The sequence below is a fragment of the Actinomadura madurae genome (genome assembly GCF_900115095.1).
In the GTDB taxonomy this organism is placed as follows: Bacteria; Actinomycetota; Actinomycetes; order Streptosporangiales; family Streptosporangiaceae; genus Spirillospora; species Spirillospora madurae.
This window is the reverse complement of the sequence record NZ_FOVH01000001.1, coordinates 917,767-944,647: the sequence shown is the minus strand read 5'-3', so window position 1 is coordinate 944,647 and position 26,881 is coordinate 917,767. Positions and strand designations below refer to the sequence as shown.

The following is a 26,881-nucleotide window of genomic DNA, read 5'->3' as shown; positions in this document are numbered from 1 at the left end:
CAAGCTCTTACTCTTAGGCTAGGGACCTCTGCGCTTGAAGGTCAGGAAACCGGGCCCCCCAGAGCCCGCGCCAACGCCTTGTCCCCCACCCGTCCCAGGGCGCCCGCAGGCGGACGACCTCCCGCGACGCGACGTGACGCCCGCCGCACGCGTCCAGTTGACAGCGAATCTGAGTGACTTACCTCACACAACCGATACCAAAACGCGCCCTCAGACCGGCGGCCGAACATTAAGGTGACGTTCAGGAAACGTCCCGCACGGTTCCGCGGCGCGCCCGGCAGTTACTCCTGCGTATCACCGGGAAATGCGCACGACGGCCCGGGCAAAGCCCGCCGGAATTGCACTCAAATCCGCAAAGCCCTTAACCATACCCAGTGGCAGATGGGGCTAAACATCACGCAGATAACAATCATCTGCGATCACCGGTCGAGATTCGCTAAGTTGCCTGGACATGGCAGCGCAACCCCTGGAATCACCGACCGGACGCCCCGATGGAAACGAGACGAACGCGGAAGTGGCAATCCAGGAGCCGAGCCTCACCGACGGCCCGCAGCTTTGGCGGCTCGCCCGGGACTCACGGGTCCTGGATGTCAACTCGCCGTACAGCTACACGCTTTGGTGCCGCGATTTCGCGGACACGTCCGTGGTGGCGCGTGACGGCGCGGGCGCCTGCGGCTTCATCACCGGGTACGTCCGGCCGTCCCGCCCGGACACGTTCTTCGTCTGGCAGGTCGCCGTCGACCACGACCATCGCGGCCAGGGACTCGCCCGCCGGATGCTCGACCGCCTCGCCGACCGGCTCGCCCCGCGCGGGCACCGGTACATGGAGGCGACGGTCACGCCGGCCAACACGGCCTCGACCGCGATGTTCGCATCGTTCGCCCGGGACCGCGGCTGCGAGCTAGCCCGCAGCCCGCTGTTCGGCGCGGAGCACTTCCCCGAGGGGGGACACGAGCCCGAGGTGCTCTTCAGGATCGGCCCGATCACCGGCGCGCACTGACCGACCCCGTTCCCACCCCCTGCCCGCTCCCCACCCCTACCTGCCTGGAGGCAGACATGGACGTCTTCGCCCGCCTGGAATCCGAAGTCCGCGGCTACTGCAGGAGCTGGCCCACCGTGTTCACCACCGCGCGGGGCAGCCACATGACCGACGAGAACGGTAAAACCTACCTTGATTTCTTCGCCGGCGCCGGAACGCTCAACTACGGGCACAACAACCCGCAGCTGAAACGCCGGCTGCTGGATTACCTCGCCGGCGACTCGGTCGTGCACGGCCTCGACATGTACACGACCGCCAAACGCGAGTTCCTGGAACGCTTCAACGAGTACGTCCTGATGCCGCGCGGCTTCGACTACAAGGTGCAGTTCCCGGGCCCGGCGGGCAACAACTCCGTCGAGGCGGCGCTGAAACTCGCGCGCAAGTACACCGGCCGCGAGACGGTGGTCAGCTTCACCAACGCCTTTCACGGGATGACGCTGGGCGCGCTCGCCGTCACCGGGAATTCCATGAAGCGGACGGGGGCCGGCGTGCCGCTCGGGCACGGCGTGGCGATGCCGTACGACAACTACCTCGACGGCCGGACGCCCGACTTCCTGCTCTTCGAGACGATGCTCGACGACAGCGGCAGCGGCCTGGACAAGCCCGCCGCCGTGATCGTGGAGACCGTGCAGGGCGAAGGCGGCATCAACGTCGCCACAGCCGAGTGGATGCGCGGTCTGCAGGACCTGTGCCACCGGCACGACATCCTCCTCATCGTCGACGACGTGCAGATGGGCTGCGGCCGCACCGGGCCGTTCTTCAGCTTCGAGGAGGCCGGGATCACCCCGGACATCGTCTGCCTGTCCAAGTCCCTCAGCGGCTACGGGCTGCCGTTCGCGGTGACCCTGATGAAGCGCGAGCTGGACGTGTGGGAGCCGGGCGAGCACAACGGCACCTTCCGCGGCTTCAACCCCGCGTTCATCACCGCCGTCGCCGCGCTGGAGGACTACTGGACCGGCGACGACATGGAGAAGGAGACCCTCGCCAAGGGCCAGCAGGTCCAGTCGGCGCTGGAGGAGATCGCGCTCGCGCACGCCGGCGCGATCGACGGCGTCCGCGGCCGCGGCCTCGCCTGGGGCCTGGTGATGAACGACGCCGAGATGGCGCCGCGGGTGTGCGACGAGGCGTTCGCGCGGGGGCTGCTCATGGAGACGTCCGGCCCGGAGGGCGAGGTCGTCAAACTGCTTCCGCCGCTCACCACGACGGAGGCCGAGCTGGGCCGCGGCCTGGAGATCATCGCGGAGTCCATGGAGGCCGTCCGCCAGAAGGTCACCGTCTGAGCCGCCCCCGGCACATCTGAAAAGAGGAGATTCATGATCGTTCGTTCCCTTGGGGAGATCATCGGCACCGAGCGGGACGTGCAGGCGCCGACCTGGTGCAGCCGGCGGTTCGTGCTGGCCAAGGAGGGCGTCGGGTTCTCGCTGCACGAGACGATCCTGTACGCGGGGACCGAGACGAGGATGTGGTACGCCAACCACATCGAGGCCGTCTACTGCGTCGAGGGGCAGGGCGAGCTCACCAACGACGAGACGGGCGAGAAGCACAAGATCGAGCCGGGCGTGATGTACCTGCTCGACGGACACGAGCACCACACCCTGCGGGCCCACACGGACGTGCGGACCGTCTGCGTCTTCAACCCCCCTTGCACCGGGCGGGAGGTCCATGACGAGAACGGTGTCTACCCGCTGCTGACCGAGGAGGACGCATGAGCATCATCGAGTCCCATCCGACCATCGACGACGCCTATCCGACCCGCAAGTCCTCCGAGGCGGCGCTGCTGTACCGCCAGGACCCGGTCGTGCACGGCGATGCGCAGGACGGGCCGATCGACGCCGCGACGCTCGACTCCTTCGAGGCCAACGGGTTCCTGTCCGTCGACCAGCTGCTCGCGCCGGACGAGGTCGAGGACTACCGCGCCGAGCTGCGCCGGCTGTCGGCGGACCCGCAGGTGCTGGCCGACGAGCGCACGGTCACCGAGCGCGGGTCCGAGGAGGTCCGCTCCATCTTCGAGGTGCACAAGATCAGCGAGGTGTTCGCCCAGTTGGTGAGCGACCACCGCGTCGTGGGCCGGGCCAGGCAGATCCTCGGCTCGGAGGTTTACGTGCACCAGAGCCGGGTGAACTACAAGCCAGGGTTCACTGGCAAGGACTTCTACTGGCACTCGGATTTCGAGACCTGGCACGCGGAGGACGGCATGCCCCGGATGCGCGCGGTGAGCATAAGCATCGCGCTCACCGAGAATTTCGTGCACAATGGCGGGCTAATGATCATGCCTGGCTCGCACAAGACCTTCGTGGCCTGCGTCGGGGAGACGCCGGACGACCACTACAAGGAGTCCCTGCGCGGACAGGAGATCGGCACGCCCGACCCGAACAGCCTGTCGATCCTGGCCGACAAGCACGGGATCGAGCTGTTCACGGGGCCCGCGGGCTCGGCGACCATGTTCGACTGCAACTGCATGCACGGCTCGAACGGGAACATCACCCCGTTCCCGCGATCCAACGTGTTCATCGTGTTCAACAGCGTGGAGAACACCTGCGCCGAGCCGTTCTCGGCGCCCGCGCCCCGTCCGACGTTCATCGGCGCGCGTGACTTCACTCCCGTCGGCGCCGGGGGCGCCGAGGGAGGCCCGGTCGGCGCCTGACCGAACACAACAATTCGATAACCCCGACCCACCCGCTCCGCGCCCGCGGGGGCCGCCACCGGTCCCCGCGGGCGCGGAGCACACCCATCCCAGGAGTTCAACGATGACTTCCTCGAGACGCGACTTCCTCCGGACCGCCGTTCTGCTGTCCGCCGCGGTGCCGCTGGCCGCGGCGGGCTGCTCCACGACGGATCCGGAAGAGGAGAAGGCCGGCGGCGGCACGCTGGACAAGGCCAAGAGCGCCGGCACGATCACGGTCGGGTTCGCCAACGAGGCCCCCTACGGCTACACCGACAAGTCCGGGAAGCTGACCGGCGAGGCCCCCGAGCTCGCCCGCGTCATCTTCAAGAACCTCGGCATCGACGACATCAAGGGCGTCCAGGTCGACTTCGGCGGGCTCATCGCCGGGCTGAACGCCAAGCGGTTCGACGCGATCGCGGCCGGCATGTTCATCACGCCGGAGCGGTGCGCCTCGGCGGCGTTCGCCAACCCCGAGTACGTCGCCAAGAGCGCCTTCATGGTGCCCGAGGGCAACCCGGAGGGCCTGAAGGCCGCCGAGGACCCCGGCAAGAAGGGCGTCAAGGTCGGCGTGCTCACCGGCGCGGTCGAGGCCGGCTACGCCGAGAAGACGGGCGTCAAGAAGGGCGACATCAAGACCTACGCCGACCAGGCGAGCGCCTTCGAGGGCCTCAAGGCCGGGCGCATCGACTGCATCTGGCTGACCCGCATCTCGCTGGCCGACCTGCTGACCAAGCACCAGGGCGAGGGCTTCGAGGTCACCGACGCCTTCACGCCCGTGATCGACGGCAAGGAGCAGCTCGGCGCCGGCGCGTTCGCGTTCCGCAAGGCCGACAGCGACCTGCTGAACGCCTGGAACGGGGAGCTCGGCAAGCTCAAGCAGGGGAACAAGCTGCTGCCGATCCTGCAGCCGTTCGGCTTCACGCAGGCGGAGATGCCCGCCGCCGACGACACCGCCGCCAAGTTCTGCCAGGGCTGACCTGTGTCCGATGTCCTCGACAGCTATCCCCAGTGGCTGGACGGGGCGTGGGTCACGGTCCGGCTCACCCTCCTCGGCGGCGCGCTGGCGCTGGTGCTCGCGCTGATCTTCGGGATGGCGGGCACCTCGCGCCACGCGTGGGTGCGCGTGCTGAACCGGGTGTACGTGGAGTTCTTCCGCGGCAACGCCACGCTGGTGCTGCTGTTCTGGTTCTTCTACGCGCTGCCCCTCATCGGCCTGCGCTTCACCACGACGTTCGCGGCCGTGCTGGCCCTCGGCCTGAACGTCGGCGCCTACGGCGCGGAGGTGGTCCGCGGCTCGATCAACGCCGTCCCGAAGGCGCAGTACGAGGCCACGGTGGCGCTGAACTTCACGCCGGTCCAGCGGATGCGGCGGGTCCTGCTGCCGCAGGCCTTCGCGCTGATGCTGCCGCCCTTCGGCAACCTCATCATCGAGCTGATGAAGGGGACGGCCATCGTGTCCCTGGTCGGCCTGGTCGACCTGACCCGCGTCTCCAAGAACATCCAGGGCAGCACCGGTGAGACCGTCGCGGCGTTCTCCGTGGTCCTCGTCCTGTACTTCGTGATCGCGCAGCTCCTGCAGCTGTTCGTCCGCTACGCCGAGCGGCGCGTGGACCGCATGCTGGGCCGCAGGCTGCCGAGCGAACCGTCCCTCGGGACGATCGCCGCCGGCGCGCCCGGAGCGGGGGTGGGCAGCTGATGACCTGGGACTGGCAGTACTCCGGCGACATCCTGCCCGACCTGCTGGACGGGTTGCGCTACACGGTCATCGCGACGCTGGCCGGCTACGTGATCGCGATCGTGCTCGGCCTGGTGTGGACGCTGCTGCGCCGCACCCCGAGCCGGGTGTTCAACCAGACGATCCGGTGGATCACCGAGTTCATCCGGTCGACGCCGCTGATCCCCCAGCTGTACTTCGTGTTCTTCGTCCTGCCCGCGTGGGGCGTGACCATCGGGTCGCTCACCGCGGGGATCATCACGCTCGGGATCCACTACTCGACCTACACGGCCGAGGTGTACCGCGCCGGGATCGCCGACGTGCCGAAGGGGCAGTGGGAGGCGTGCACCGCGCTGAACCTGCCGCGCACGAGGGTGTGGCTGGACGTGATCCTGCCGCAGGCGATCCGGCGGGTGATCCCGACCCTCGGCAACTACCTGATCGCGATGTTCAAGGACTCGCCGATGCTGCTGGCGATCAACGTCTCGGAGCTGCTGTTCTCCGCGTACCAGGTGGGTTCGCGGTCGCTGCAGTTCCTGGAGCCGATCACGATGGTCGGCCTGTTGTTCGTCATCGTCAGCGTCATATCCTCGATACTCGTCCGCCGCTTGGAGAGGCGCTATGCCACCAACTGACACGACACCGGACGCGCCCTCGCCGAACGACTCCGACGGCGGCGCCGAGAAGAAGGACGCCGCCGCGGGGCGGGGCGTGTCCACCGAGAAGGGCGGCCTCGAAAAGGGCGGCACAGAGAAGGGCGGCGGCGAGGAGGCGGGCGTCACGAAGGACGAGGCGCCCGTGGAGCTGCCGCACGGCGAGGCGCCAGGCATCCGCTTCGAGAAGGTCATCAAGCGGTTCGGCTCGAACGTGGTGCTCCGCGAGCTGGACTTCACCGTGGAGCCCGGCGAGCGCGTGACCCTCATCGGGCCGAGCGGGTCGGGCAAGACCACCATCCTGCGGCTGCTGATGACCCTGGAGGCCCTCGACGAGGGCCTCATCTGGATCGGCGACGACACGCTGTGGCACGAGGAGCGGGGCGGCAAGCGCGTCCCGGCGGGCCAGAAGCACCTGCACGAGATGCGCAAGCAGGTCGGCATGGTGTTCCAGCAGTTCAACCTGTTCCCCAACATGAACGTGCTGCGCAACCTCACGGAGGGGCCGGTGCGCGTGCTGGGGGTGTCCAAGGACGAGGCGGTCGAGCGCGCCAAGGGCCTGCTCGACATGGTCGGCCTGTCGGACAAGGAGAACGCGCACCCGACGCAGCTGTCCGGCGGGCAGCAGCAGCGGGTGGCGATCGCGCGGGCGCTCGCCATGCAGCCGCGCGTCCTGCTGCTGGACGAGGTCACCTCGGCCCTGGACCCCGAGCTCGTCGTCGGCGTCCAGGACCTGCTGCGCGACATCGCCCGGCAGAGCGACCTGACGATGCTGTGCGTCACCCACGAGATGACCTTCGCGAAGGACATCTCGAACCGGGTCCTGATGTTCGACCAGGGCCAGATCGTCGAGGAGGGGCCGCCGGACCAGATCTTCGGCGAACCGTCCGAGCAGCGCACCCGGGACTTCCTGCAGGCGGTCCTCGCGTCCTGAAGGAGCCCGAACCCGCGTCGCCCGCGCCCCCGTCGCCCCGGGGACGCGGGCGACCCTCATTGAGGGGGCCCGCTTGGACCGCGCTGCTTCCGACCGGGCCCGCCCCACACGATCTCGGGCCGCAACCGGTGAGCGACGCCGCGGGAGGTGTGCAGGGCGATCGCCTCCTAGACGACCCGGGTCCGCTCTGGCAGTACGCCGGGGCGCCGGCCAGGCGGTTCCCGGGCATCGAGGTCGACCCGGCGGGTGCTCTACGCCGACGGGGTCAAGTCCTCAGCTCCGCCGGTGTGGCCGTGGGCGTAGACCTGTGCCTGCACATTTGTCCGCCGCGACCACAGCCGCACGATGGCTCTCCGTGGTTTGTCGGTGGCGATCGGTATGTTGTGGGGCGTGTCCCAGTTCCGGCTGTGCCCATCCCCTGCCCAGGAGGCGGGGTTGCTGGAGCATTGCGGGCATGCCCGCTTCGTGTGGAATCTGGCCGTGGAGCAGCAGGCATGGTGGACGCCGCGCCGGGGCCCGGCGCCGGGGTATGTTGCCCAAGCCCGCCAGTTGACCGAGGCCCGCGCCGCGAACCCGTGGTTGGCGGCCGGGTCGCAGACGGTGCAGCAGCAGGCGCTCAAGGACTTCGCGCAGGCGATGGCGAACTTCTTCGCGGGCACGCACCGGCGCCCGACCTGGCGTAAGGCCGGTGTGCATGAGGGGTTCCGGATCGTCGGGGCCCGCGGCCGGGCCTGGGATGTGCGGCGGTTGTCGCGCCGCACCGGTGAGGTGCGGGTGCCGAAGGTGGGGTGGGTGCGGTTCCGCTGGTCCCGGCCCGTCCCGCCGGGGGTGAAGTCGTTCCGGGTGACCCGCGACCGCGCCGGACGGTGGCATGTCGCCTTCGCGCACGTGCCCGCCCCGGTTCCCGCGCCCGGTAACGGTGAGGCGGTCGGCGTCGACCGCGGCGTGGCGGTGTCCGCCGCGCTGTCCACCGGCGAGACCTCCACCGTGCCGGGGTTGACGCCGGGTGAGGCCGAGCGGCTGAACCGGCTGCTGCGCCGTCTGGCCCGCGCGAAACCAGGGTCGAACCGGCGTGCCCGCGTCAAGGCCGCCATCGCGCGGCTCAAAGCGCGTGAGGCCGACCGCCGTAAGGATTGGGTGGAGAAGACCTCGACGGATCTGGCGCGCCGCTTCGAGGTGATCGCCGTCGAGGACCTGAGCGTGCGCGCCATGACCCGCTCGGCCAAGGGCACCAACGACGTACCTGGCACCAACGTCCGCGCCAAAGCAGGGCTCAACCGGAGCATCCTGGCCAACGGGTGGGGTCGGCTCGTCACCCGGCTGGAACACAAGGCACCCGGCCGCCTGGTCCGGGTCGACCCTGCGTACACGTCGCAGACCTGCAACGCCTGCGGGCACCGTGCCCGGGACAACCGCGAGAGCCAAGCGATGTTCCGGTGCGTGGCCTGCGGGCACCAGGACAACGCCGACGTCAACGCCGCACGCAACATCCGAGACACCGCCGTGGGGCGCACGGTGGCCGCGCAGGGAGGCGGGGCGGCAGCCCGGCCGGTGAACCGCGAACCTCCACCGGCTCTCCTGCCCGCGTAGGGGATGGGTGGGAATCCCCCGCCTCCAGGCGGGGGAGGACGTCAACCGCCATGAGGATCCGCCGGACGGGGACGCGGCGCTGCAGCCCGTCCTGGCCTGGCTGGAGGCGAACCTGCACCGCCCGCTGACGCTGGACGACATCGCGCGGCACGCGTCGGTCAGCGTCCGGACGCTGACGCGGCGGTTCCGCGACCAGGCGGGGACGACGCCGCGGCGGTGGCTGGCGCGGGCCCGCGTCCACCGGGCGCAGCATCTCCTGGAGAGCACGGACCTGCCGGTCGAGCGGGTCGCGGCCGAGGCCGGGTTCGGGTCGCCGGTGACGCTGCGCGCCCATTTCGCCCGCCGGGTCGGCGCGTCCCCGCTGGCGTACCGGAGCGCGTTCCGGGCCCGTCCGGACGGCTGATCGCCCCCGTCGGCCCGTTCACCGAACGCGATTCTGTACCGTGGCGCTTACGGACGAGGAGAGCGAGGCGATGGGCACTTCGATCGTGGGGCTCGGGATGACCGAGCTCGGCAGGGTCTACGGGCGGAGCCCGCGGCGGCTCGCCGCCGACGCGGTGCGGCTCGCCGCCGACGACGCCGGGCTGGCGCTCGGCGACCTGGACGGGCTGCTCGTCAGCCACGGCATGGGCGGCTCCCCCGGCATCGAGCTGGCCGAGACGCTGGGGCTGCGCGACCTGCGGACGCTGTCCCTGGTCAACTCCTACGGCGCCACGGCCGGGGCGATGGTGTCGTACGCGGCCATGGCGGTGCTGAACGGGACGGCGACCACGGTCGCGTGCGTGTTCGCGGACGCGCCGCTGAAGCCGAAGCAGTCGTCGGGCTCGGCCTACAACCGGGACGCCCCCGCGGGGTCCGGGGTCGCTCCCGGGAAGGCGGAATGGTACGGGTTCGGCGGGATGACGGCGGCGCTCGGGCTGCGCAGCGTCAACTCCTACTACGCCCTCGCCGCGCAGCGGCACATGGCCCGGTACGGGACGACCAGCGAGCAGCTCGGCGCGATCGCCGTGTCGACCCGCGCATGGGCCGTCCGCAACCCGCTCGCCCAGATGCGCGAGCCGATCACGCTCGCGGACCACCAGAACTCCCGCTGGGTCTCCGAGCCGCTGCACCTGCTGGACTGCTGCCTCGTCTCCAACGGCGCCGTCGCCGTCATCGTGACGAGCGACGACCGGGCGCGCGACCTGGCGCGCCCGCCCGTGCACCTGTGGGGCTGGGGCCAGGGGCATCCGGGGCACCGCAAGGAGCGCGGGAGCGACTTCGGCCTGACGACCGGCGCCGCCGCGTCCGGGGCGACGGCGATGAAGATGGCCGGTGTCACGGTGGCCGACGTGGACGTGTGCGAGCTGTACGACTGCTACACCTACACCGTCCTGGTGTCGCTGGAGGACTACGGGTTCTGCGGCAAGGGCGAGGGCGGCGCGTTCGCGGCGTCCGGCGCCCTCGGGCCGGGCGGGTCGCTGCCGACCAACACCGGCGGCGGGCAGCTGTCGGCGTACTACATGTGGGGCATGACGCCGCTGTCGGAGGCCGTGATCCAGGCGCGCGGCGACGGCGGGGAGCGGCAGGCGCCGTCCAACGACGTGATCCTCGTCAGCGGGAACGGCGGGATCCTCGACCACCACTCCACGCTGATCGTCAGCCCGCACCGGAAGGAGTCCTGACCGTGGAGATCGGCATCCTGCGCCGGGACGGCCGGACCGACCCGTTCTTCGACGGCACCGCCGCCGGCCGGCTCGTCATCCGGCGCTGCGAGGCGTGCGACCGCTGGTTCGCGCCGGACGCGTCCGGCTGCCCCGGCTGCGGCGAGGAGGACCTCGCCTGGGCCGACGCGAGCGGCGAGGCGTCGCTGGTGACCTGGACCGTCCTGCCGAAGGATCCTCCCGCCTACCTGGCGCTGGTGGAGCTGGCCGAGGGCCCGTGGATGCACACCCGCCTGGACCGCGTTTCCCGCGACGACCTGCGCGAGGGCCTTCCCCTGCGCGCCGTGTTCGAGCACCCGGACGAGGGCGAGTCGTACGTCCTGTTCCGCCCCTAGACCGAATGCCGTTCGGCCCGTTAGCGTCGAGACCATGAACACCGAGGTCTGCGCACGGTTCGGCATCGAGTTCCCGCTGTTCGCCTTCAGCCACTGCCGCGACGTCGTCGCCGCCGTCACCAACGCCGGCGGCTTCGGCGTCCTCGGCGCCGTCGCGTACACCCCCGACCGGCTCGAAGAGGAGCTGCGCTGGATCGACGACCACGTGCACGGGCGCCCCTACGGCGTGGACGTCCTCGTCCCCGGCAAGATCGACAAGTCGGCGGAGGGCGGCGGCCTCGACGCCATGCTCGCCGCCATCCCGGACGAGCACTGGACCTTCCTCACCGGCCTGTTCGCCAAGTACGACGTCCCGCTGCCGGACTTCGAGAGCGCCAAGCGGTCCAACGCGCGCGGCGGCACCCAGGTCACCGCCAAGGGCGCGACCGAGCTGATCGACGTGTCGCTCGCCCATCCGATCGGCCTCATCGCCAGCGCCCTCGGCACCCCTCCCCCGCTCATGGTCGACAAGGCCAGGGCCGCCGGCGTCCCCGTCGCCGCGCTCGTCGGGACGTCCGAGCACGCCCGCCGCCAGGTCACGGCCGGCGCCGACCTGATCGTCGCGCAGGGCGGCGAGGCCGGCGGCCACACCGGCGAGATCTCCACGATGGTGCTCGTCCCCGAGGTCGTCGACACCGTCGCGCCGGTGCCCGTCCTCGCCGCGGGCGGCATCGCCACCGGGCGCCAGATGGCCGCCGCGCTCGCCCTCGGCGCGTCCGGCGTCTGGTGCGGCTCGGTGTGGCTCACCACCGAGGAGGCCGAGACGTCCCCGCCGGTGAAGGAGAAGATGCTCGCCGCGACGTCCCGCGACACCGTCCGCTCCCGCTCGCGCACCGGCAAGCCCGCCCGCCAGCTCCGCTCCGCCTGGACCGACGAGTGGGAGGGGCCCGCCAGCCCCGGCCCGCTCGGCATGCCGCTCCAGATGATCGTCGCCGAGGGCGCCATGCGGCAGATCACCAAGATCGCCGAGTCCGGCAACCCGGGCGCCCAGGCCCTCGCCAACTACTTCGTCGGCCAGTGCGTCGGCCTCATGAACACCGTCAAGCCCGCCCGCCAGGTCGTCTACGACATGGTCGAGGACTTCGCCGGCGCCGTCGAGCGCCTCAACGCCATCACCGGGGCGGACTGACCCGCAGCCCCGCGTCGAGCCGCCGGTGGAGCGCTCCCAGCCGGGTGCGGACGTGCCCGCCGGACGGGAAGCGCCGGACCACGGCGCGCACCTCCGGCGACGCGTGCTCCACCGCCCAGCGGATCTCCTCGTCGCCCGCGCCGGGGTCACCGCCCGCCGCGAGCTCGCGGGCCTGCGCCTGCCGCAGTGCGGTCGCGAACACGTGGTTCACCTGCTGCGACGACACCAGGTCGTGGACGTACGGGCTCGCCGCCGCGTAGGCCGCGGCGCGAGCGGCGGCGGTGGCGACCGGATCGCCGGCCTCGCGCGCCGCCGCGAGCGCCGCCGAGGCGAGCGGGCGCAGCGGCCCCTTCCGCATGTCCCCGTGCGCGTAGGCGCGGATGCCCGCGATCGCCTCGCGCGGACGGGAGTCACCGGGCGCCCTCGCCTCGAACAGCGGAAGCACCCGCTCGGCGCAGTCGGCGGCCCACCGCCCGACCGCACGCCGATCCTCGTCGGTCAGCGTTATCCCAGGTTCGGACATCGTCATGAGCCTCGATCATATCGTTGAAACGCCGGTTGAAACTTTGACGGATCAGGCCCTCACCACGGCCACCAAGCCTCAAACCATGGTGATCCCCCTACCGGTCGCCTACGGTGAACGCCGGGGGGAGAACTCAACACATGTCGACCGAGAACATCCGTATCGGGGACGAGTGGCCGGTGCGGCGGCTCGGGTTCGGGGCCATGCAGCTGCCGACCGAGCCGGGCGAGGCCCGCACGAACTCCATCGCGGTGGTCCGGCGCGCCGTCGAGCTGGGCGTCACGCTGATCGACACCGCGTATCTGTACGGGTGGGGCGCCAACGAGGAACTCCTCGTCGAGGCGCTGCACCCCTATCCGGACGAGGTGCTCATCACCACGAAGGTGGGCGTCGTCCCACCGGCCCCGCCGCGCGAGGCGGCCCTGTGCGGACGCCCCGAAGTTCTGCGAGATCAGGTCGAGCAGGCCCTGCAGCGACTTCGGGTCGACAGGCTTGAGCTCCTCCAACTGCACCGCGTCGACCCGGAGGTGCCGCTGCCCGATCAGGTGGGGACGCTGGGCGAGCTGCGTGCCGAGGGCAAAATCGGCCACATCGGCCTGTCGGAGGTCACCGTCGCCGAACTCGCCCAGGCGCGGCGGATCGTGGACGTCGCCAGCGTGCAGAACCGCTACAACATCCTCGACCGCGAGCATGAAGCGGTGCTCGACGCGTGCACGGCGGCGGGAATCGCCTTCCTGCCCTGGCGGCCCGTCCTCCCGGCGGCCACGGCGCGCACGAGGGAGATCACCGCCGTCGCGGCCGAACTCGGCGCCTCCCCCGCCCAGGTCGCGCTCGCGTGGCTGCTCGACCGTTCGCCGATCATGCTGCCCATCCCGGGGACCTCCTCGATCAGGCATCTGGAGGAGAACGTCGCAGCGGCGAGCCTGCGGCTGGACGACGACCAGCGCAGCCGCCTGGACGCCGTCCGGCCCTCCACGTGATCGTTCGTCATCGCAGGGGCGGCGGGCCGGGGAACCGCATCCACACCGCCGTCCGCTCCCCGTCGGCCCGGACGCTCCACTCCAGGGTCAGCGCATCGATGATCCGCAGGCCGCGCCCGTCCACGGCGAGCGGATCGTCCCGCATCACCGGCCGCGCCCCGAGCGCCCCGTCGTCGACCACCTCCGCCACGATGTCCGCGCCGAAGGCGGAGAACATCACCGTCACCCGCCCGCCGCACCCCGACGCGGTGTGCTCGACCGCGTTGGTGAACGCCTCGTTGACACAGGTCTGGACGTCCCCGAGCGAGGGGTGCCCCTCCCCCAGGACGTCCCGCGCGAACCCCCGCACCTGCCGCGCCGCCCGCTCCGCCCCCGGCAGCGTGAGCGCCGCGATGACCTCGCTGATCGCCATCTGAGTCCTCTCTTTCGGACCCACAGACTCCAAGCGCAGCGCAGTCACCTCAACACGTTCCGTGTCACCCGAAAGGACTCCCGGCTAAATTTTCAGCGGTGGTCGATTCTCCGGACATCTGACTTCGTAGCGTGACACTCTGATCACATGTCGGAAGCGACCCTCTCCACCACGCGCCGCCGCAAGATCGGAAGAGTCCTCCGCCAACTCCGGGAGGAGGCCGGGTACACCCTCAAGACCGCCGGTAAGCAACTCGAACGCTCCCCGTCGTCCCTCAGCCAGATAGAGAACGGCGTGCAATGGCTGCGCCTCCGCGACCTCGGCTTCATCCTCGACCAGTACGACGTCCCCACGGACCTCCGCGCCGCCCTCATGACCCTCAACGAGCAAGACCGCCAACCCGGCTGGTGGGACGCCTACCGCGACCTGGTCAGCCCGGAAGCCATCGACTATGCGTCGGTGGAAAACAACGCAGCGCGCATCATGATCACCGAGACCACCTACATCCCGGGGCTATTGCAAACCGAGGCCTACGCCAGCGCGCTGCACCAGAGGCAGGTGCCGGAGAACCCACCCGAACAAATAGAGCGCTGGGTCGCTTTCCGCCTCGCTCGCCAGCAGATTCTGCAAAGATCTCGGGTACCGCGACTCGACGTGACCGTCGACGAAGCGGCGCTTCGCCGCGTACGCGGCGGACGCCACGTGATGAGATCCCAACTCCGAAGACTGTTGAACGAGATGGAGAAGGACTACCTCCACTTGCACGTTCTCCCGCTGGATGTAGATCCCGGTCCTGCCTACGGCGGTCAGTTCGATCTCCTGGAGATCGGCTCGCCCGCCATCCTCAGCATCGTCCTCACCGACCACTTGACCGGACGATGGCTTCTCGAAGGCGACACGGAGGTCTCACGGTATAAAGTCAAGTGCATAGAGGTGCAATCGTCGGCACTCTGCCAGAACGCCTCCCGTGATGCCATCGAGAGAATAATCTCTGAGCTATGACGGGATCGGATCTGAGGAACGCGATCTGGCGGAGAAGCAGCTTCAGCAGCTCTCAGACTCAGGAATGCGTAGAGGTCGCCGCAGTCTGGCGAAAGAGCAGTTGGACAGGCTCTTCAGGAACTGATTGCGTCGAGCTTGCCAGCGTCGACCGGGTGGTGGCGGTGCGGGATTCGAAGGACCCGGACGGGCCTGTCATCACCTTCGAAGCACGGGCATGGAGCGCGTTCCTCAGCACGCTCAAGGCGCGGGGCTGAGGCTGTGCATAGGCCGGGGCGGCCTGGGGATCTGCCGGAGCCTTGGGAGCTGTGGGCGCGGGGCGCGGCGATGGCGGCGGTGGAGGCCACGATCCCGGAGGACTTGAACGCGTCGTTCCTGGTGCACTCCAGAGGCGTCTCGCATGACGATTCCGGCGGCAACGAGTGGACGCTGGCGCTCATCGAGGGCGGGCGGGCCGTCCTGTACGGATGCGACCACGAGGCGAGCAGGACGAGGTTCCGCGAGCCGCGCCTCGATCTGCTGGCGGGCGCGCCGTCCTGGCTGCCGCTCGAATGGCTGCGCGACCTCCTGGAAGCGGACGAACTGGGGTTCGTCTATTGGTTCGACGGCGAGTGGACTCGGGTCGAGTATCCGGCGGGCGTCCGGGACGACGGGCTCGCCGGCACGGTGGGGCGCACCATGGACATGCAGAAACTGGTCGCCATGGTGACCGACGTCGTGTTCGGCTACAAGCTGGCCGAGGCCGTCGGCGCCGACGATGACGAGGACGTCGACAGCGCCTTGGACGAAACCATCGGCAGGGCGCGGAAGGGCGCTCTGGAGGAGATGGTGAGGCAGGCGCGGGAGCGTGCCCTGTCCGCCGATGGCTTCGCCTGGTTCAGCGAGCGTTTCGACCTGGATCTCACCGCGGCGCTCAGGACCGCTCAGCGGGCAGGGCTGACCCCCGGCAGCGCCTTCCCGGAGCTGCCCGCCGGGGCGGAATGAGCGCGATCAGCGGGTGATCTTGTCGAGGAAGGTGGTCAGGTTGGTCCGCATGCGGGCGATCTTCTCGTCCAGGGTGAGGGCCTCCTCGTACTCGCCGGCCGCGACCGAGTGCTTCTTGTCGCGGACGTAGAGGGAGCAGTCGAGGTCGTCGCAGAGGTACTGGCCGACCGAGTTGCCCTGGCGCCCGGCCTCGCCGGTGCGGCGGGCCGTCATCAAGGACACGGCGCCGCCGGTCCGTGTCGTCAGGCACAGCGAGCACATGCTGCGCGCGGTGAAGCCTCGGGACGCGCCGGAGGCTCTGCGCAGGGCGATGCCGGTGAGGCGGCCGTCGTGCTCGGCGACCAGGTAGGCGCGCTCGGGGGCGCCGGGATCTCGCCAGCCCAGGTAGTCCAGGTCGTCCCAGGGAAGGTCGGCGAACTCCTTGGGCAGGCCGAGGCGCTTCGCCTCGCCCTTGGAGCAGTTGACGAAAGACGTGCGGATCTCACGCTCGGTCAGGGGTCTCATGTGCGGCGAGGCTAGTCTTCCTAATAGGCTTAGGCAAATTCATTAGGTGTCTAGGCGATTGAGGTGGGGTCCATGGCTCGGGCGGGGGTGACCGTCGAGCGGCTGACCGGGGCGGCGGCGGAGCTGGCCGACGAGGTCGGTTTCGGCAACGTGACCGTCGCGGCGCTCGCGCGCCGGTTCGGCGTCAAGGAGGCGAGCCTGTACTCGCACATCAAGAACGCCCATGATCTGAAGACTCGCGTCGCGCTGCTGGCCCTGGCCGAGCTAGCCGACGAGGTCGCCGCGGCGGTGGCGGGGCGCGCGGGCAAGGACGCCCTGGTGGCCTTCGCGAGCGCCTACCGCGACTACGCCAAGCGCCACCCGGGCAGGTACGCCGCCGCCCGGATGGAGCTGGACCCCGAGACGGCCGCCAGGAGCGCGGCACGGCGGCACTCGGAGATGACGCGGGCACTGCTGCGGGCCTACGACCTGTCAGAGCCCGACGAGACCGACGCGGTCCGGATGCTGGGCAGCGTCTTCCACGGCTACGTGAGCCTGGAGACCGCGGGCAGCTTCAGCCACACCCCCCGTGATGTGGAGGCCTCCTGGAGCAGAACCCTGGACGCCCTCGACGTCGCCCTCAAGAACTGGCCCCCGGCCTGATCCTTGCGCCACCCCTCGTGACCTTTTGGTCGATTACGGTGTTCGCCGCTCCCTGCCGCTCCCGATGCACTGGGATTGGCGTGTGCGCGAGGACACGCGGAGTGATCGATCGGAGTTGATGCGGGCCGGAGTGAGGGCCCGGGTGGTCCGGTGGACGGGGTCGACCGGGGCGCAGGCGCGGCGGTGGTCCGCTCCGGTGCTGCTGTCGGTGTTGGCGGCGGGCGCGGTCGGGCCGTTGCTGATCCCGGTCGTCGGGGCGTCGGCGGTGGCCTCGGCGGGAGTCGGGGCGGTGACGGCGGTCGGCGGGAACGTCCTGACCGATCTGGTGAGGTCGGGGATCGCGCGGCTGGCCGGCCAGGAGGTCCAGGGCTCGGAGGGAGATCTGGAGTCAGAGCTGGAGCGGGGCGTCCGGCGGATCCTGGAGGCCGGCGGGGAGCGGGCGGAACGGCTGCGCGGCGAGATCGCGGAGTTGCTGCGGGAGGTCGGGGCGGTCGGCGCCGCGATCGAGGCGGTGCTGGAGACCGGTGACCGCCGGTTGCAGGCGGAGCTGGCCGCCGGGCTGGCGGCGGTGGGCGAGGAGTTCGGCGAATTCGGGTTCGTCCTGTCCGAGCTGCGGGTTCAGCTGGGGCTCCTCCGCGAGGGCATCGACCGCCAGGGCGGCCGGCTCCGGCAGCAGAGCGCCCAGCTCCAGCTCGCCGTGGACCTGGGGTACCGGCAGGCCACCGATACGCGGCTGCTCCTAGAGCAGGTGGCCGCGATCGAGCGGCGGACCCGCCCGGGTCGTCCACCCGAGTCCGGGGCGGCGTGGTCCGACGGGTGCCCCTACCGGGGGCTGGTCGCCTTCAGCGAAGCGGACGCCGGGGTGTTCTACGGGCGGGAGGTGCTCACGGCGCAGCTGGTGGCCAGGCTCGCGCAGCGCCTGACCAGCGCCGGACCGCTGATCGTGACCGGCGCGTCGGGGGCGGGCAAGTCGTCCCTGCTGCGTGCGGGGCTGCTGCCGGCGGCCGGGCGCGGTGAGTTGTCGGAGGCGGCCCGGCAGTGGCCGCGCCATGTCCTCGACCGGCCCACCGGATCTCCGCTGGAGCGCCTGGCGATCCTGGTGGCCGGGCTGGCGGGCCTGGATGCTCCCGGCGTGCTGCGCTCGCTCACACGGGAGCCCGGTCAGGCGCACCTCCTGGTACGCCAGGCGCTCGACGCCGACGCGGGGCGCCGCGGCCTGTCCGGCCCGGCCGCGACCGGATCCCGGCTGATCCTGGCCGTCGACCAGTTCGAGGAGCTGTTCACCCTGGACGTCCCGGACGAGCGGCGCGAACGGGCCGAGGTGGAACGGGACGCGTTCATCACCGCTCTCCACGCGGCCGCGAGCGCGCCGGCCGGACCCGACGGCGCCTCCGCGGCCCTGGTCGTGATCGCCGTCCGCGGCGACTTCATCGACCGGTGCGCGCAGCACCCCCTGCTCGCCGCCGCGCTCCAGGACGGCCCCTTCGTCGTGGGCCCGATGGCGGAGGCCGACCTGCGGCGCGCGATCACCGGGCCCGCCGACGTCGCCGGCCTGAGCATCGAGCCCGGCCTGATCGACACCATTCTCAGCCCGCTGCGCTCGCCCGCCGGCGGTTACGACGCCGGGGCGCTGCCGCTGCTGTCCCAGGCGATGCTGACGATCTGGGAGCACCGCGAGGACGACCGGCTCACCGGCCGCGGCTACGCCCTGACCGGCGGTGTCACGCAGGCGGTGGCCACCAGCGCCGAGGCGGCCTACGCCGACCTGGACCCCGGTCGGCAGCGGCTGGCCCGCCACGTGTTCCACCGGCTGACAGCGGTCTCGCGCGACGGCCGGCTCGCGCGGCGCACCGTCCAGCGCCCGGACCTGCACGCCGGTCACTCCGACCGGGGACGCGCCGACTCGGACCGGATCCTGGACGTCTTCGCCGCGCGGCGGCTCATCGTCGTCGACGACTCCGGCGTTCAGATCGCCCACGACGTTCTGCTGCGCGCCTGGCCGCGACTGCGCGGCTGGCTGGAGGCGGACCTGTCCGATCACGCCCTCTACAACCAGCTCGTGGACGCCGCCGGCGAATGGGCCGGCCACGGCCGGTCCGCCTCCTTCCTGTTCCGCGGCGAACGGCTGGCCGCCGTCCAGAGCGCCCGGACCCGCTGGCAGGCGGACCCCGGCCGCTTCCCCGCCCTGACCGACACCGCGCGTCTCTTCCTCGCCGCCGGCGCCCGCGCCCGGATCCGCGGCAGGCGCCGCCGCCGGGCCGTGCTGGCCGCCTTCTCCGTGCTCGTGGTGTTCGCACTGGGCCTGGCCGCCACGGCCGTCCGCTCGTCCGTCGACGCACGGCATCAGCGGGACCTGGCCGTCTCCCGCCAGCTCATCGCCCAGAGCCGGCTCCAGGCCACCGACCCCGTCCTTTCCGCACTGCTGGCCGCGGCCGCCTGGCGCATCGACCCGGCACCCGCGACCCGCGCGAACCTGCTCTTCATGCTGAGCAGGCCCGAGCGCGGCGTTCTCACTTCGCGCGCCGACTCGATCACCGCGGCCGAGCTCAGCCCGGACGGACGCACGCTCGCGCTCGGCACCCTGAACGAAGTGTCGTTCGTCGACGTCAGGACACGCCGGCACGTCGGCGCGCCGCTCACCGGCCTGGACGGTGCGGTCTCCGCGAGTTTCAGCCCCGACGGGCGCACCCTGGCGACCAGCAGCGGCGGCGATCACAGGGTGCTGTTCTGGGACGTCAGGACGCGCAAGCAGGTCGGAGCGCCGCTTCCCGATCACGGCAACCCCGTCGACGCGATGGTGTTCCACCCGGACGGACGCACCCTGGCCACCAGCGGCGACGGCATGGTCCGGTTGTGGGACGCGAGGACGCACGAGCAGATCGGAGAGGACCTCACCGGCCGGGGTGAACCCGCCTCCGTGGCGTTCAGCCCGGACGGACGCGCTCTCGCCACCGGCACCGACGGCAAGGTGCAGATATGGGACACCAGGACGCGTGAGCGGATCGGCGCCCCTCTCGAAGTCGACTACGACTCGATGCCCCCCACCGCGGTGTTCAGCCCGAGCGGGAACATGCTCGCCACCGGCGGGAAAAGCGTGGTGCGGCTATGGGACTCCGCGACGCGCAAGCCGGTCGGCGGTCCTCTCACCGCCCACGACGGCGACGTGACCTCTCTGGCCTTCAGCCCGGACGGGCGCACCCTGGCCATCGGTGACAGCGGCAACACCCTGCGACTGTGGAACGTTCATACCCGGCGCCAGCTCGGTGAGCCCTTCATCGGCCATACCGACTCGGTGACGTCCATCATCTTCCTCAATGACGGCGGCACCCTGGTCACCGGCGGCACAGACGGCACCGTGCGGCTGTGGAACTTCACCACGCACAGGCAGGTCGGTGACCCGCTCGCCGGTCATCGGGAAGAGATCACCTCCCTGGCGCTGAACCGCGACGGAAAGACCCTGGCCACTGGCAGCGCGGACAGGACAGTGCGGTTCTGGGACCTTCACCGGCGCCGTCAGATCGCCTTGCTCGAAAGGGCGCACGCCGAGAGCGTCACATCCGTCGCTTTCAGCCTCGGCGGGGACACCCTGGCCACCAGTGGCGGCAACGACAAGACGGTCCGGCTGTGGGACGTGCGGACCCGGCGTCAGACCGGCGCCCCCATCACCGGCGACTACAGCGGATCCGTGGCCTTCAGCCCGGACGGACGCACCCTGGCCGTCGTGGACGGCTATTCCACGGTCCGGCTGTGGGACGTCCGAACCTGGCGGCAGACCGGCGCACCGATCACCGGCTCCGGCGACTACAGCGGACCCGTGGCCTTCAGCCCGGACGGGCGCACCCTGGCCACCGAGGGCGACGGCAACTCGGTGCGGTTGTTCGACAGCAGGACGCACAGGCAGATCGGCGCCCCTTTCGCAGGCCACGAAGGCATCATCTCCTCCCTGGCGTTCAGCCCTGACGGCCGATCATTGGCGAGCGGCAGCCTCGACGGCACGGTCCGGCTGTGGGACGTCCGCGCCCATCGGCAGATCGGCGCGGCCCTCACCGGCCACACCGCCTATGTGGGTTCCATCGCGTTCAGCCATGACGGGCGAGCCCTGGCCAGCGGAAGTGGTGACGGAGAGATCCACTTGTGGGACCCGGAAACGCGAACGCAGATCAGCGGTCCCCTCACCGGGCACGACGGGGCCGTCGCCGCCGTGCTCTTCGGCCCGGACGGGCGCACCCTGATCAGCGGCGGCGCCGACAGGACGGTGCGGCAGTGGGACGTGGCGGCCCCCCGCGATCCCTACGCGGCCGTCTGCGCCATCGCCGGGCGCTCGCTCACCGCCGGAGAGTGGGCCCGATACGTCCCCGGGCAGAGATTCCGTTCCGTCTGCCCCTGACCGGGCGAGCGATCTGCAGGAAGATCTCAGGATGAGCCTTCCTGATGATCTGGACGAGCTGGCGCGGAGCGTCATCGACGGGAACCGGTACATGACGCTCGCAACGAGCGAGGACGACGGCCGGCCGCGGGTGTCGCCGGTGTACTTCACGCACGCCGGCTACCGCACGTTCTACTGGGTGTCGTCTCCGGACGCGCGGCACTCGAAGAACGTCGCCGCGCGCCCCGAGGTGGCGATCGTCATCTACGACTCGTCCGTGGAGATCGGCAAAGGCCGCGCCGTCTACCTCGACGCCGTGGCGGCGAGGGTGCCGGACGACGAGCTGCCGCGGCGGTGCGCCGAGGCGTTCGCGGAGGTGGATCCCGGCGCCTACCGGCTCGAACCGCGGGACCTCGTCGGGGACAACCCGTGGCGGCTGTACCACGCGGACGCGACCGGGTGGGAGGTGCACCTGCCCGGCCGCGACCCGCGCAACCCCACGGGCACCGACACCCGGCGCCGCGTGACGCTCTGATCAGCCGGTCCGCGTCGCGGTGACGGCCATCGTGATGTAGGGCAGCGTGAAGCCGCCGCCCAGCGCGTCGATGGCGGCGCCGACGCCGTCGAGCACCTCCGTCGCCTTCTCGGGCGGGAGGGTGGTCAGGCTGCCGTGCGTGGGCATCTGGTCGAGCCACTCGTCCCGGGTGTAGTGGTGCTCCCAGTCGAAGCGCCACTGCTCGGGATCGGTGAACGCGCCCGCCTGCCGCATGCCGTCGGCGGCCTTGTCGAACATCGCCTGGTAGACGTCCAGGGCGGGCCGCCCCGCCTGGCCGGAGAGCGGGGAGCCGGGCGCCACGCGCTCGTAGACCTCGACGAGGGCGTCCGCGACCTCGGCGGGAAGCTGGAAGACGTGCCAGAACGCGGCGAGGCGGCCGGCGGGGCGGAGCACCCGGGCCGCCTTGGCCGCGCCCGCGACCGGGTCGATCCAGTGCCAGGCCGTCCCGGCGACGACGGCGTCGAAGTCGCGGCCGGCGGCGTCCCAGGTCTCGAAGGCCGCCACCTCGACGTCGAGGCCGCGGCGCCGCGCGAAGGCGGCCATGCGGGCGTCGGGCTCGACGCCCAGCACGGTGCAGGCGGCGGCCTGGAACTGCCGGGCGGCGGTGCCGGTGCCGCAGCCGACGTCCAGGACGTCCGGGCCGGGGCTCGCGGCGGCGATCCGGTCCACCATGGCGTCGGGATAGGCGGGACGGGTCCGGTCGTAGCGTGCGGCGTCCGTGCCGAAGGACTCGGCGACGTGCCTGGCACGATGGGGTTCGGCAGGGGAGCTGTCCGCTTGCCGGGACGGTAGAGTGGGCATGCGCCCACTATGAATGGGCAAGCGCCCACTCGTCAACGGGAGAGGTGGGATCCACGGTGCCGACCGGGGTCGCCCTGCGCGACGTGCGCGAGCAACTGTTCGACGCCGCCGAGCGCGTCCTGCTGCGGGACGGGCCGAGCGCCCTCACCAGCAGGGCGGTCACCGCGGAGGCGGGCTGCGCCAAGGGCGTCCTGCACCGGCACTTCGCCGACTTCGACGCCTTCCTCGCCGAGTTCGTGCTGGACCGCGCCCGCCGGATGGACGCCCAGGCCGCCGTGCTGCGCGACTCCGCCGGCGCCGGCACCGTGGTCGGCAACCTCGCCGCCGCGATGACGGCCGTGTTCGAGTCGGTCGCGATGGCGATCCTCCCGCTCATCACGTTCCGGGACGAACTGCGCGCCCGGCTGCGGACGACCTGGCCCGCCGGGCTCCCCGTCATCACCGAGGCCGTGGAGATGGTCGCCGCCTACCTCGCCGCCGAACGGGACCTCGGCCGCATCGCGCCGGACGCCGAGGTCGAGGTGCTCGCCCCCACCCTGCTCGGGGCGGGGCACCTGCAGTACGCCGACCGGGCGGCTCCCGCACCGGATCCCGAGGCGGTCCGCAAGACGGTGACCACGGTCATCGGCGGCGTCCTGCGCTGATCGCGCCGCGCGCACTTGCCCCGGCGCCGCCGGTGTGTTTTTATAAATGCACGTTCATTCATTAATGGAGGTGCGATGGCGGGGCGGCCGCGGGGCGTGGACGACGCGGTGATTTTGCGGGCGGCGGTCGAGGTGATCGGCAGGGTCGGCCCGGCGAGGCTCACGCTCGCCGCGGTGGCGGACGAGGTCGGCCTCGTACCGGGCACGCTCGTCCAGCGCTTCGGGTCGAAGCGGGGCCTGCTGCTGGCGCTGGCGGAGCGGTCGGTCCAGGACGCCGGCACGCTGCACAAGCGGGCGCGGGACGGGCACGAGTCCCCGCTCGCGGCGCTCCGGGCGTTCGCCGCCGCGTCGATGTCCGAGCTGGCCACGCCGGAGAAGTACGCCAACCACCTGGCGTTCCTGTGCATGGACCTGACCGACCGGGAGTTCCACGAGCGCGCGCTGGCCGTCCACGAGGCGCACGGCCGCGTGATCGAGATGCTGCTGGACGAGGCGATGGCAGGCGGCGAGCTCCGGCCCGGGACCGACACCGGGGCCGTGGCCGGATCCGTCCAGGTCGCCATCGCGGGGGCCGGGCTGACGTGGGCGCTCGACCGCCGGGGAACGCTGGCGGACCGGCTCGCGCACGAGATCGGCACCGTCCTGGCGCCGCACGCGAAGGAGGGACCATGACGCTCGAAGGGCAGGTCGCGCTGGTGGCCGGGGGCACCCGGGGCGGCGGGCGCGGCATCGCCGTCCAGCTCGGGGCGGCCGGGGCGACCGTGTACGTCACGGGACGCAGCAGCGGGTCCGAGCGGTCGGACCTCGGCCGCCCGGAGACCATCGAGGAGACCGCCGAGCTGGTCACGGCGGCCGGCGGGACCGGCATCCCCGTCCGCGTCGACCACAGCGTCCCGGACGAGGTCCGCGCGCTGGCCGGGCGGATCACGGCCGAGCAGGACGGCCGGCTCGACGTCCTCGTCAACTCGGTGTGGGGAGGCGACCCGCTGACCGACTGGGAGCACCCGCTATGGGAGCAGGACCTCGACCGGGGGCTGCGGCTCCTGCGGCAGGCCGTCGAGACCCACGTGATCACCAGCCGGTTCATGCTGCCGCTGATGGTCGCCCGGAAACGCGGCCTCGTGGTGGAGGTGACCGACGGCAACACCGCCCGCTACCGCGAATCGTTCTTCTACGACCTCGCGAAGTCGAGCGTCATCCGGCTCGCGTTCGCGCAGGCCGCGGAGCTGAGGCCGCACGGGGTCGCCGCCGTCGCGATCACGCCCGGCTTCCTGCGCTCGGAGCACGTGCTGGAGCACTTCGGCGTCACCGAGGAGAACTGGCGGGACGCGGTGGCCAAGGACCCGCATTTCGCGTACTCCGAGACCCCGGCGTACCTGGGGCGCGCCGTCGCCGCCCTCGCCGCCGACCCCGAGATCATGAGCAAGACGGGACGGGCCCTGGCCACCTGGGGCCTGTACAAGGAGTACGGGTTCACCGACGTCGACGGGACCCAGCCCGACTTCGCCGCGCACTGGGCGGACGCGCTGGTCGACGAGTACGGGCCGCTCGGCGACCCGCTATGACCGCGGCACGTCGACGACCAACCGGCCGTCCCGGACGGTCACCGGCGTGCCGAACCCGGCACAGGCCCGGGTGAACCGGTCGGCGATCCAGGCGCGGTCCGCCCCCTCGGCCAGGCGGGTGCGGCAGAAGTCGAGCCGCAGCGGCACCGCCTCGATCCGGGACGGCCCGGCGGCCTCCAGCCTGACCAGGAACACCAGCCCCAGGTCGTTGCGGAGCCCGGCGTCGACGGCGTAGTCGTCGATGAAGTCGCCCATGTCGAAGATGACCGGCCAGGCGATCCCGTGGAAGACGTGCGCCGAACTCCCGGCGACGAGCGTCGCGCCCGCGTCCACCAGGGCGCGCGCCGCCCGCCGGACGTACGGCAGCGGCTCGGAGGTCATGTTCGGGCCCCAGTGCGGCAGGACGAGCACGGCGTCGTGCTCGTCCCGGAGCCGCCGCACCTCGTCCAGCAGGAATTCGGGGACGCCTCGCTCCAGATCGGCAAGGGCGACCCCCGGACGGCCCGCGCCCGCGGCGAAGTCGGACGGGTGATCGGTGACGCCGACGACCGCGACCCGCACTCCCCCGGCGTCCAGGACGACCGGCTCCCGCGCCCGCTCCAGATCGGCCCCGGCGCCCACCGTGCGGATGCCCACGCGGCCGAGGAGGGCGAGCGTGTCCGCCAGCGCGTCGCGTCCGAAGTCCAGCGCGTGGTTGTTGGCGAGCGTCACGCAACCGACGCCGAGATCGGCGAGGGCCTCGACCGCGGCCGGCGGCGCCCGGAAGTGGAACGGCTTGCCGGGCGCGTCCCACCGCCGTCCGCGCCCGGACACGCAGCACTCCAGGTTCAGCACCGCGAGATCGGCCTCCGCGAAGACCTCGCGCACGCCGCCGGAGAACAGCCCGTACGGGCCGGACGCGGCGATCTCGTCCGCCACGCCCCGGCCCAGCATGGTGTCCCCGGCCAGCGCCACCGTGATCGTCATGCCGTGCTCGCCATCCTTGGGGGCCTCACATCCTCAACCGGTAGATCCGCCAGAAGCCGGTGTCGCTCACGTCGAGCGTCTCCACCCCGGCATACCCGGCATCCGTCGCGTACGCCGCGAGCGTCCCCGGGCGCATGACCGCCCCGGTCCCGGCCGACCCGTCGTGGCTGAGCGAGTCGGGCAGGCAGATCAGCAGGCTGAAGCCGTACAGCAGGCGCTGGACCTCGTCGCCCGGCGTGGTGAGGACCTGGTCGGCGGCCTCGTCGACGACGATCACGACCGCGTCCGGCGCCGCCGCGGCCCGCATCCCCGCCAGCACCTCCGTGGGGCGCGGCATGTCGTGCAGGCACTCGACCAGCATCAGCACGTCGTACGGGCCGCCCGGGAGCCCCGCCGCGGCGTCGGCGCGGTGGAACCGCACGCGGTCGGCGACGCCGGCCTCCGTGGCGTGCTTGCGCGCGGCGTCCAGGGCGACGTCGTCGAGGTCGAACCCGTCCACCTCGATCCGCGGATGGGCCTTGGCCAGCCCGATCGCCGACCAGCCCTGCCCGCAGCCGACGTCGGCGACCCGGGCGCCCGCGGCGAGCCGCTCGCGCAGCCCGGGGATCTGCGGCGCCCAGTCGCGGGGCAGGGCGTGCAGCAGCATCGGCCGGTTGAGGTCGCCCTGGGCGTTGGACATGTCCTCCCCGTAGGCGTCCCAGGGCACGCCCCGCCCGGCCCGGTACGCCTCCGCGATCGCGGGCAGCTGCAGCACCGCCGCCATGACCTGGCGGACCAGCGGCTCGGTCCAGGCCGGGCTGTCGGCGTCCAGCAGCGCCTCGGCGTGCCCGGCCGGGAGCTCGTACCGGCCGTCCGGCAGCCGGACCAGGACGCCCGCGACGGCCTGCTGCTCCAGCCACTCCGTGGCGTACCTGGGCTGCGCCCCGGTCCGCCCGGCGAGCTCCTCGGGGGTCGCCGGACCGTCCTCATGGAGCGACGCGTACCAGCCGAGCCGCCCCCCGAGCCAGACGGCCGCGGCCTCCATCGTGGCCACTGCCTGCCCGAACAGCCGTTCCGACAGGGCACCCGGGCTATATTCGGTCATGAGGTCTCCTTTCCTCCTCTACCGAAGAGATAGGCCTCGGCACATGCAGGCGCC

29 protein-coding genes are annotated in these 26,881 nt (G+C 71.5%); 23 read left to right on the top strand and 6 right to left on the bottom strand.

The window, feature by feature from the left end; translation table 11 throughout:
* The first annotated feature begins 451 nt into the window (after positions 1-451).
* From ectA to BM339_RS04395, 13 genes are all read left to right on the top strand, one after another.
* Positions 452-1,000, top strand: coding sequence for a diaminobutyrate acetyltransferase (ectA, locus tag BM339_RS04455; protein WP_083597233.1), 549 nt, complete (start codon positions 452-454; stop codon positions 998-1,000).
* Positions 1,001-1,056: 56 nt separating this feature from the next.
* Positions 1,057-2,319: a diaminobutyrate--2-oxoglutarate transaminase gene (gene ectB / locus BM339_RS04450; RefSeq protein WP_021597326.1), complete on the top strand. Its 1,263-nt coding sequence runs from the start codon at positions 1,057-1,059 to the stop codon at positions 2,317-2,319.
* 33 nt (positions 2,320-2,352) lie between these two features.
* Positions 2,353-2,748, top strand: coding sequence for an ectoine synthase (locus BM339_RS04445; protein ID WP_021597325.1), 396 nt, complete (start codon positions 2,353-2,355; stop codon positions 2,746-2,748).
* Positions 2,745-3,683 (top strand): ectoine hydroxylase, encoded by a 939-nt coding sequence (gene thpD, locus BM339_RS04440; protein WP_021597324.1) that lies wholly within the window; start codon positions 2,745-2,747, stop codon positions 3,681-3,683. Before BM339_RS04445 ends, thpD begins: the two co-directional genes overlap by 4 nt.
* A 103-nt stretch (positions 3,684-3,786) precedes the next feature.
* The gene (ehuB, locus tag BM339_RS04435; protein ID WP_021597323.1) at positions 3,787-4,680 is read left to right on the top strand and encodes an ectoine/hydroxyectoine ABC transporter substrate-binding protein EhuB; all 894 of its coding nucleotides are present in this window, start codon (positions 3,787-3,789) and stop codon (positions 4,678-4,680) included.
* Between the two features lie 3 nt (positions 4,681-4,683).
* Positions 4,684-5,400 (top strand): ectoine/hydroxyectoine ABC transporter permease subunit EhuC, encoded by a 717-nt coding sequence (gene ehuC / locus BM339_RS04430; protein ID WP_075019956.1) that lies wholly within the window; start codon positions 4,684-4,686, stop codon positions 5,398-5,400.
* The gene (gene ehuD, locus BM339_RS04425) at positions 5,400-6,053 is read left to right on the top strand and encodes an ectoine/hydroxyectoine ABC transporter permease subunit EhuD (protein ID WP_021597321.1); all 654 of its coding nucleotides are present in this window, start codon (positions 5,400-5,402) and stop codon (positions 6,051-6,053) included. Before ehuC ends, ehuD begins: the two co-directional genes overlap by 1 nt.
* Positions 6,040-7,005 (top strand): ectoine/hydroxyectoine ABC transporter ATP-binding protein EhuA, encoded by a 966-nt coding sequence (gene ehuA, locus BM339_RS04420; RefSeq protein ID WP_021597320.1) that lies wholly within the window; start codon positions 6,040-6,042, stop codon positions 7,003-7,005. Before ehuD ends, ehuA begins: the two co-directional genes overlap by 14 nt.
* A 390-nt stretch (positions 7,006-7,395) precedes the next feature.
* Positions 7,396-8,595 carry an RNA-guided endonuclease InsQ/TnpB family protein gene (locus BM339_RS04415; RefSeq protein ID WP_143118272.1) on the top strand — a complete coding sequence of 400 codons (1,200 nt, stop codon included), beginning with the start codon at positions 7,396-7,398 and terminating at the stop codon, positions 8,593-8,595.
* A gap of 7 nt (positions 8,596-8,602) precedes the next feature.
* The gene (locus tag BM339_RS04410; RefSeq protein ID WP_075019954.1) at positions 8,603-8,998 is read left to right on the top strand and encodes a helix-turn-helix domain-containing protein; all 396 of its coding nucleotides are present in this window, start codon (positions 8,603-8,605) and stop codon (positions 8,996-8,998) included.
* A 70-nt stretch (positions 8,999-9,068) separates the two neighbouring features.
* Entirely contained in the window at positions 9,069-10,259 is a 1,191-nt protein-coding gene (locus BM339_RS04405) for a thiolase family protein (protein ID WP_021597317.1), read from the top strand.
* Positions 10,260-10,261: 2 nt separating this feature from the next.
* Positions 10,262-10,633: a Zn-ribbon domain-containing OB-fold protein gene (locus BM339_RS04400; protein ID WP_075019953.1), complete on the top strand. Its 372-nt coding sequence runs from the start codon at positions 10,262-10,264 to the stop codon at positions 10,631-10,633.
* Between the two features lie 34 nt (positions 10,634-10,667).
* Complete coding sequence (locus BM339_RS04395) at positions 10,668-11,801, top strand: NAD(P)H-dependent flavin oxidoreductase (RefSeq protein ID WP_075019952.1); 1,134 nt, start codon at positions 10,668-10,670, stop codon at positions 11,799-11,801.
* Here the strand turns inward: BM339_RS04395 and BM339_RS04390 are convergent.
* Positions 11,785-12,330, bottom strand: coding sequence for a putative immunity protein (locus tag BM339_RS04390; RefSeq protein ID WP_200871994.1), 546 nt, complete (start codon positions 12,328-12,330; stop codon positions 11,785-11,787). The genes BM339_RS04395 and BM339_RS04390 overlap by 17 nt on opposite strands.
* A 134-nt stretch (positions 12,331-12,464) precedes the next feature.
* Between BM339_RS04390 and BM339_RS04385 the strand changes: the two genes are divergently transcribed.
* Entirely contained in the window at positions 12,465-13,304 is an 840-nt protein-coding gene (locus tag BM339_RS04385; protein ID WP_075019951.1) for an aldo/keto reductase, read from the top strand.
* Between the two features lie 7 nt (positions 13,305-13,311).
* Here the strand turns inward: BM339_RS04385 and BM339_RS04380 are convergent, their stop codons facing one another.
* The gene (locus BM339_RS04380; RefSeq protein ID WP_021598833.1) at positions 13,312-13,716 is read right to left on the bottom strand and encodes an ATP-binding protein; all 405 of its coding nucleotides are present in this window, start codon (positions 13,714-13,716) and stop codon (positions 13,312-13,314) included.
* A 147-nt stretch (positions 13,717-13,863) separates the two neighbouring features.
* Here BM339_RS04380 and BM339_RS04375 point away from each other — a divergent pair, with 147 nt between their 5' ends.
* The 3 genes from BM339_RS04375 to BM339_RS04365 all read left to right on the top strand — a co-directional run bounded on the left by BM339_RS04375 (position 13,864) and on the right by BM339_RS04365 (position 15,699).
* Entirely contained in the window at positions 13,864-14,718 is an 855-nt protein-coding gene (locus tag BM339_RS04375) for a helix-turn-helix domain-containing protein (protein ID WP_075019950.1), read from the top strand.
* Complete coding sequence (locus BM339_RS04370) at positions 14,715-14,972, top strand: DUF397 domain-containing protein (protein ID WP_075019949.1); 258 nt, start codon at positions 14,715-14,717, stop codon at positions 14,970-14,972. The genes BM339_RS04375 and BM339_RS04370 overlap by 4 nt, the downstream gene beginning before the upstream one ends.
* 70 nt (positions 14,973-15,042) lie before the next feature.
* On the top strand, positions 15,043-15,699 hold the full coding sequence (locus BM339_RS04365) for a hypothetical protein (RefSeq protein WP_075019948.1): 657 nt from the start codon (positions 15,043-15,045) through the stop codon (positions 15,697-15,699).
* Positions 15,700-15,705: 6 nt separating this feature from the next.
* Here BM339_RS04365 and BM339_RS04360 read toward each other — a convergent pair whose 3' ends face one another.
* Positions 15,706-16,203 (bottom strand): FBP domain-containing protein, encoded by a 498-nt coding sequence (locus BM339_RS04360; protein ID WP_075019947.1) that lies wholly within the window; start codon positions 16,201-16,203, stop codon positions 15,706-15,708.
* Between the two features lie 72 nt (positions 16,204-16,275).
* On the opposite strand from BM339_RS04360, the gene BM339_RS04355 reads away from it, so the two are divergent.
* The 3 genes from BM339_RS04355 to BM339_RS04345 all read left to right on the top strand — a co-directional run bounded on the left by BM339_RS04355 (position 16,276) and on the right by BM339_RS04345 (position 21,746).
* A complete protein-coding gene (locus BM339_RS04355) occupies positions 16,276-16,845 on the top strand; it encodes a TetR/AcrR family transcriptional regulator (RefSeq protein WP_075019946.1) in 570 nt (189 codons plus the stop codon).
* 142 nt (positions 16,846-16,987) lie between these two features.
* Positions 16,988-21,232 carry an nSTAND1 domain-containing NTPase gene (locus BM339_RS04350; RefSeq protein WP_075019945.1) on the top strand — a complete coding sequence of 1,415 codons (4,245 nt, stop codon included), beginning with the start codon at positions 16,988-16,990 and terminating at the stop codon, positions 21,230-21,232.
* Positions 21,233-21,263: 31 nt separating this feature from the next.
* On the top strand, positions 21,264-21,746 hold the full coding sequence (locus BM339_RS04345; protein ID WP_021598564.1) for a pyridoxamine 5'-phosphate oxidase family protein: 483 nt from the start codon (positions 21,264-21,266) through the stop codon (positions 21,744-21,746).
* Here the strand turns inward: BM339_RS04345 and BM339_RS04340 are convergent, their stop codons facing one another.
* The gene (locus BM339_RS04340) at positions 21,747-22,568 is read right to left on the bottom strand and encodes a class I SAM-dependent methyltransferase (protein WP_075019944.1); all 822 of its coding nucleotides are present in this window, start codon (positions 22,566-22,568) and stop codon (positions 21,747-21,749) included.
* A gap of 56 nt (positions 22,569-22,624) precedes the next feature.
* Between BM339_RS04340 and BM339_RS04335 the strand changes: the two genes are divergently transcribed.
* The 3 genes from BM339_RS04335 (at position 22,625) to BM339_RS04325 (ending at position 24,777) form a co-directional block, all read left to right on the top strand.
* Positions 22,625-23,212, top strand: coding sequence for a TetR/AcrR family transcriptional regulator (locus BM339_RS04335; protein WP_024936667.1), 588 nt, complete (start codon positions 22,625-22,627; stop codon positions 23,210-23,212).
* A gap of 75 nt (positions 23,213-23,287) precedes the next feature.
* Positions 23,288-23,884, top strand: coding sequence for a TetR/AcrR family transcriptional regulator (locus tag BM339_RS04330; RefSeq protein ID WP_075019943.1), 597 nt, complete (start codon positions 23,288-23,290; stop codon positions 23,882-23,884).
* Positions 23,881-24,777: an SDR family oxidoreductase gene (locus tag BM339_RS04325; protein ID WP_075019942.1), complete on the top strand. Its 897-nt coding sequence runs from the start codon at positions 23,881-23,883 to the stop codon at positions 24,775-24,777. Before BM339_RS04330 ends, BM339_RS04325 begins: the two co-directional genes overlap by 4 nt.
* Here BM339_RS04325 and BM339_RS04320 read toward each other — a convergent pair.
* Together BM339_RS04320 and BM339_RS04315 are read right to left on the bottom strand one after the other, a co-directional pair.
* Positions 24,772-25,743 (bottom strand): CapA family protein, encoded by a 972-nt coding sequence (locus BM339_RS04320; protein WP_075019941.1) that lies wholly within the window; start codon positions 25,741-25,743, stop codon positions 24,772-24,774. The genes BM339_RS04325 and BM339_RS04320 overlap by 6 nt on opposite strands.
* Positions 25,744-25,768: 25 nt before the next feature.
* Positions 25,769-26,827 carry a class I SAM-dependent methyltransferase gene (locus BM339_RS04315; protein ID WP_075019940.1) on the bottom strand — a complete coding sequence of 353 codons (1,059 nt, stop codon included), beginning with the start codon at positions 26,825-26,827 and terminating at the stop codon, positions 25,769-25,771.
* Positions 26,828-26,881: the final 54 nt, after the last annotated feature.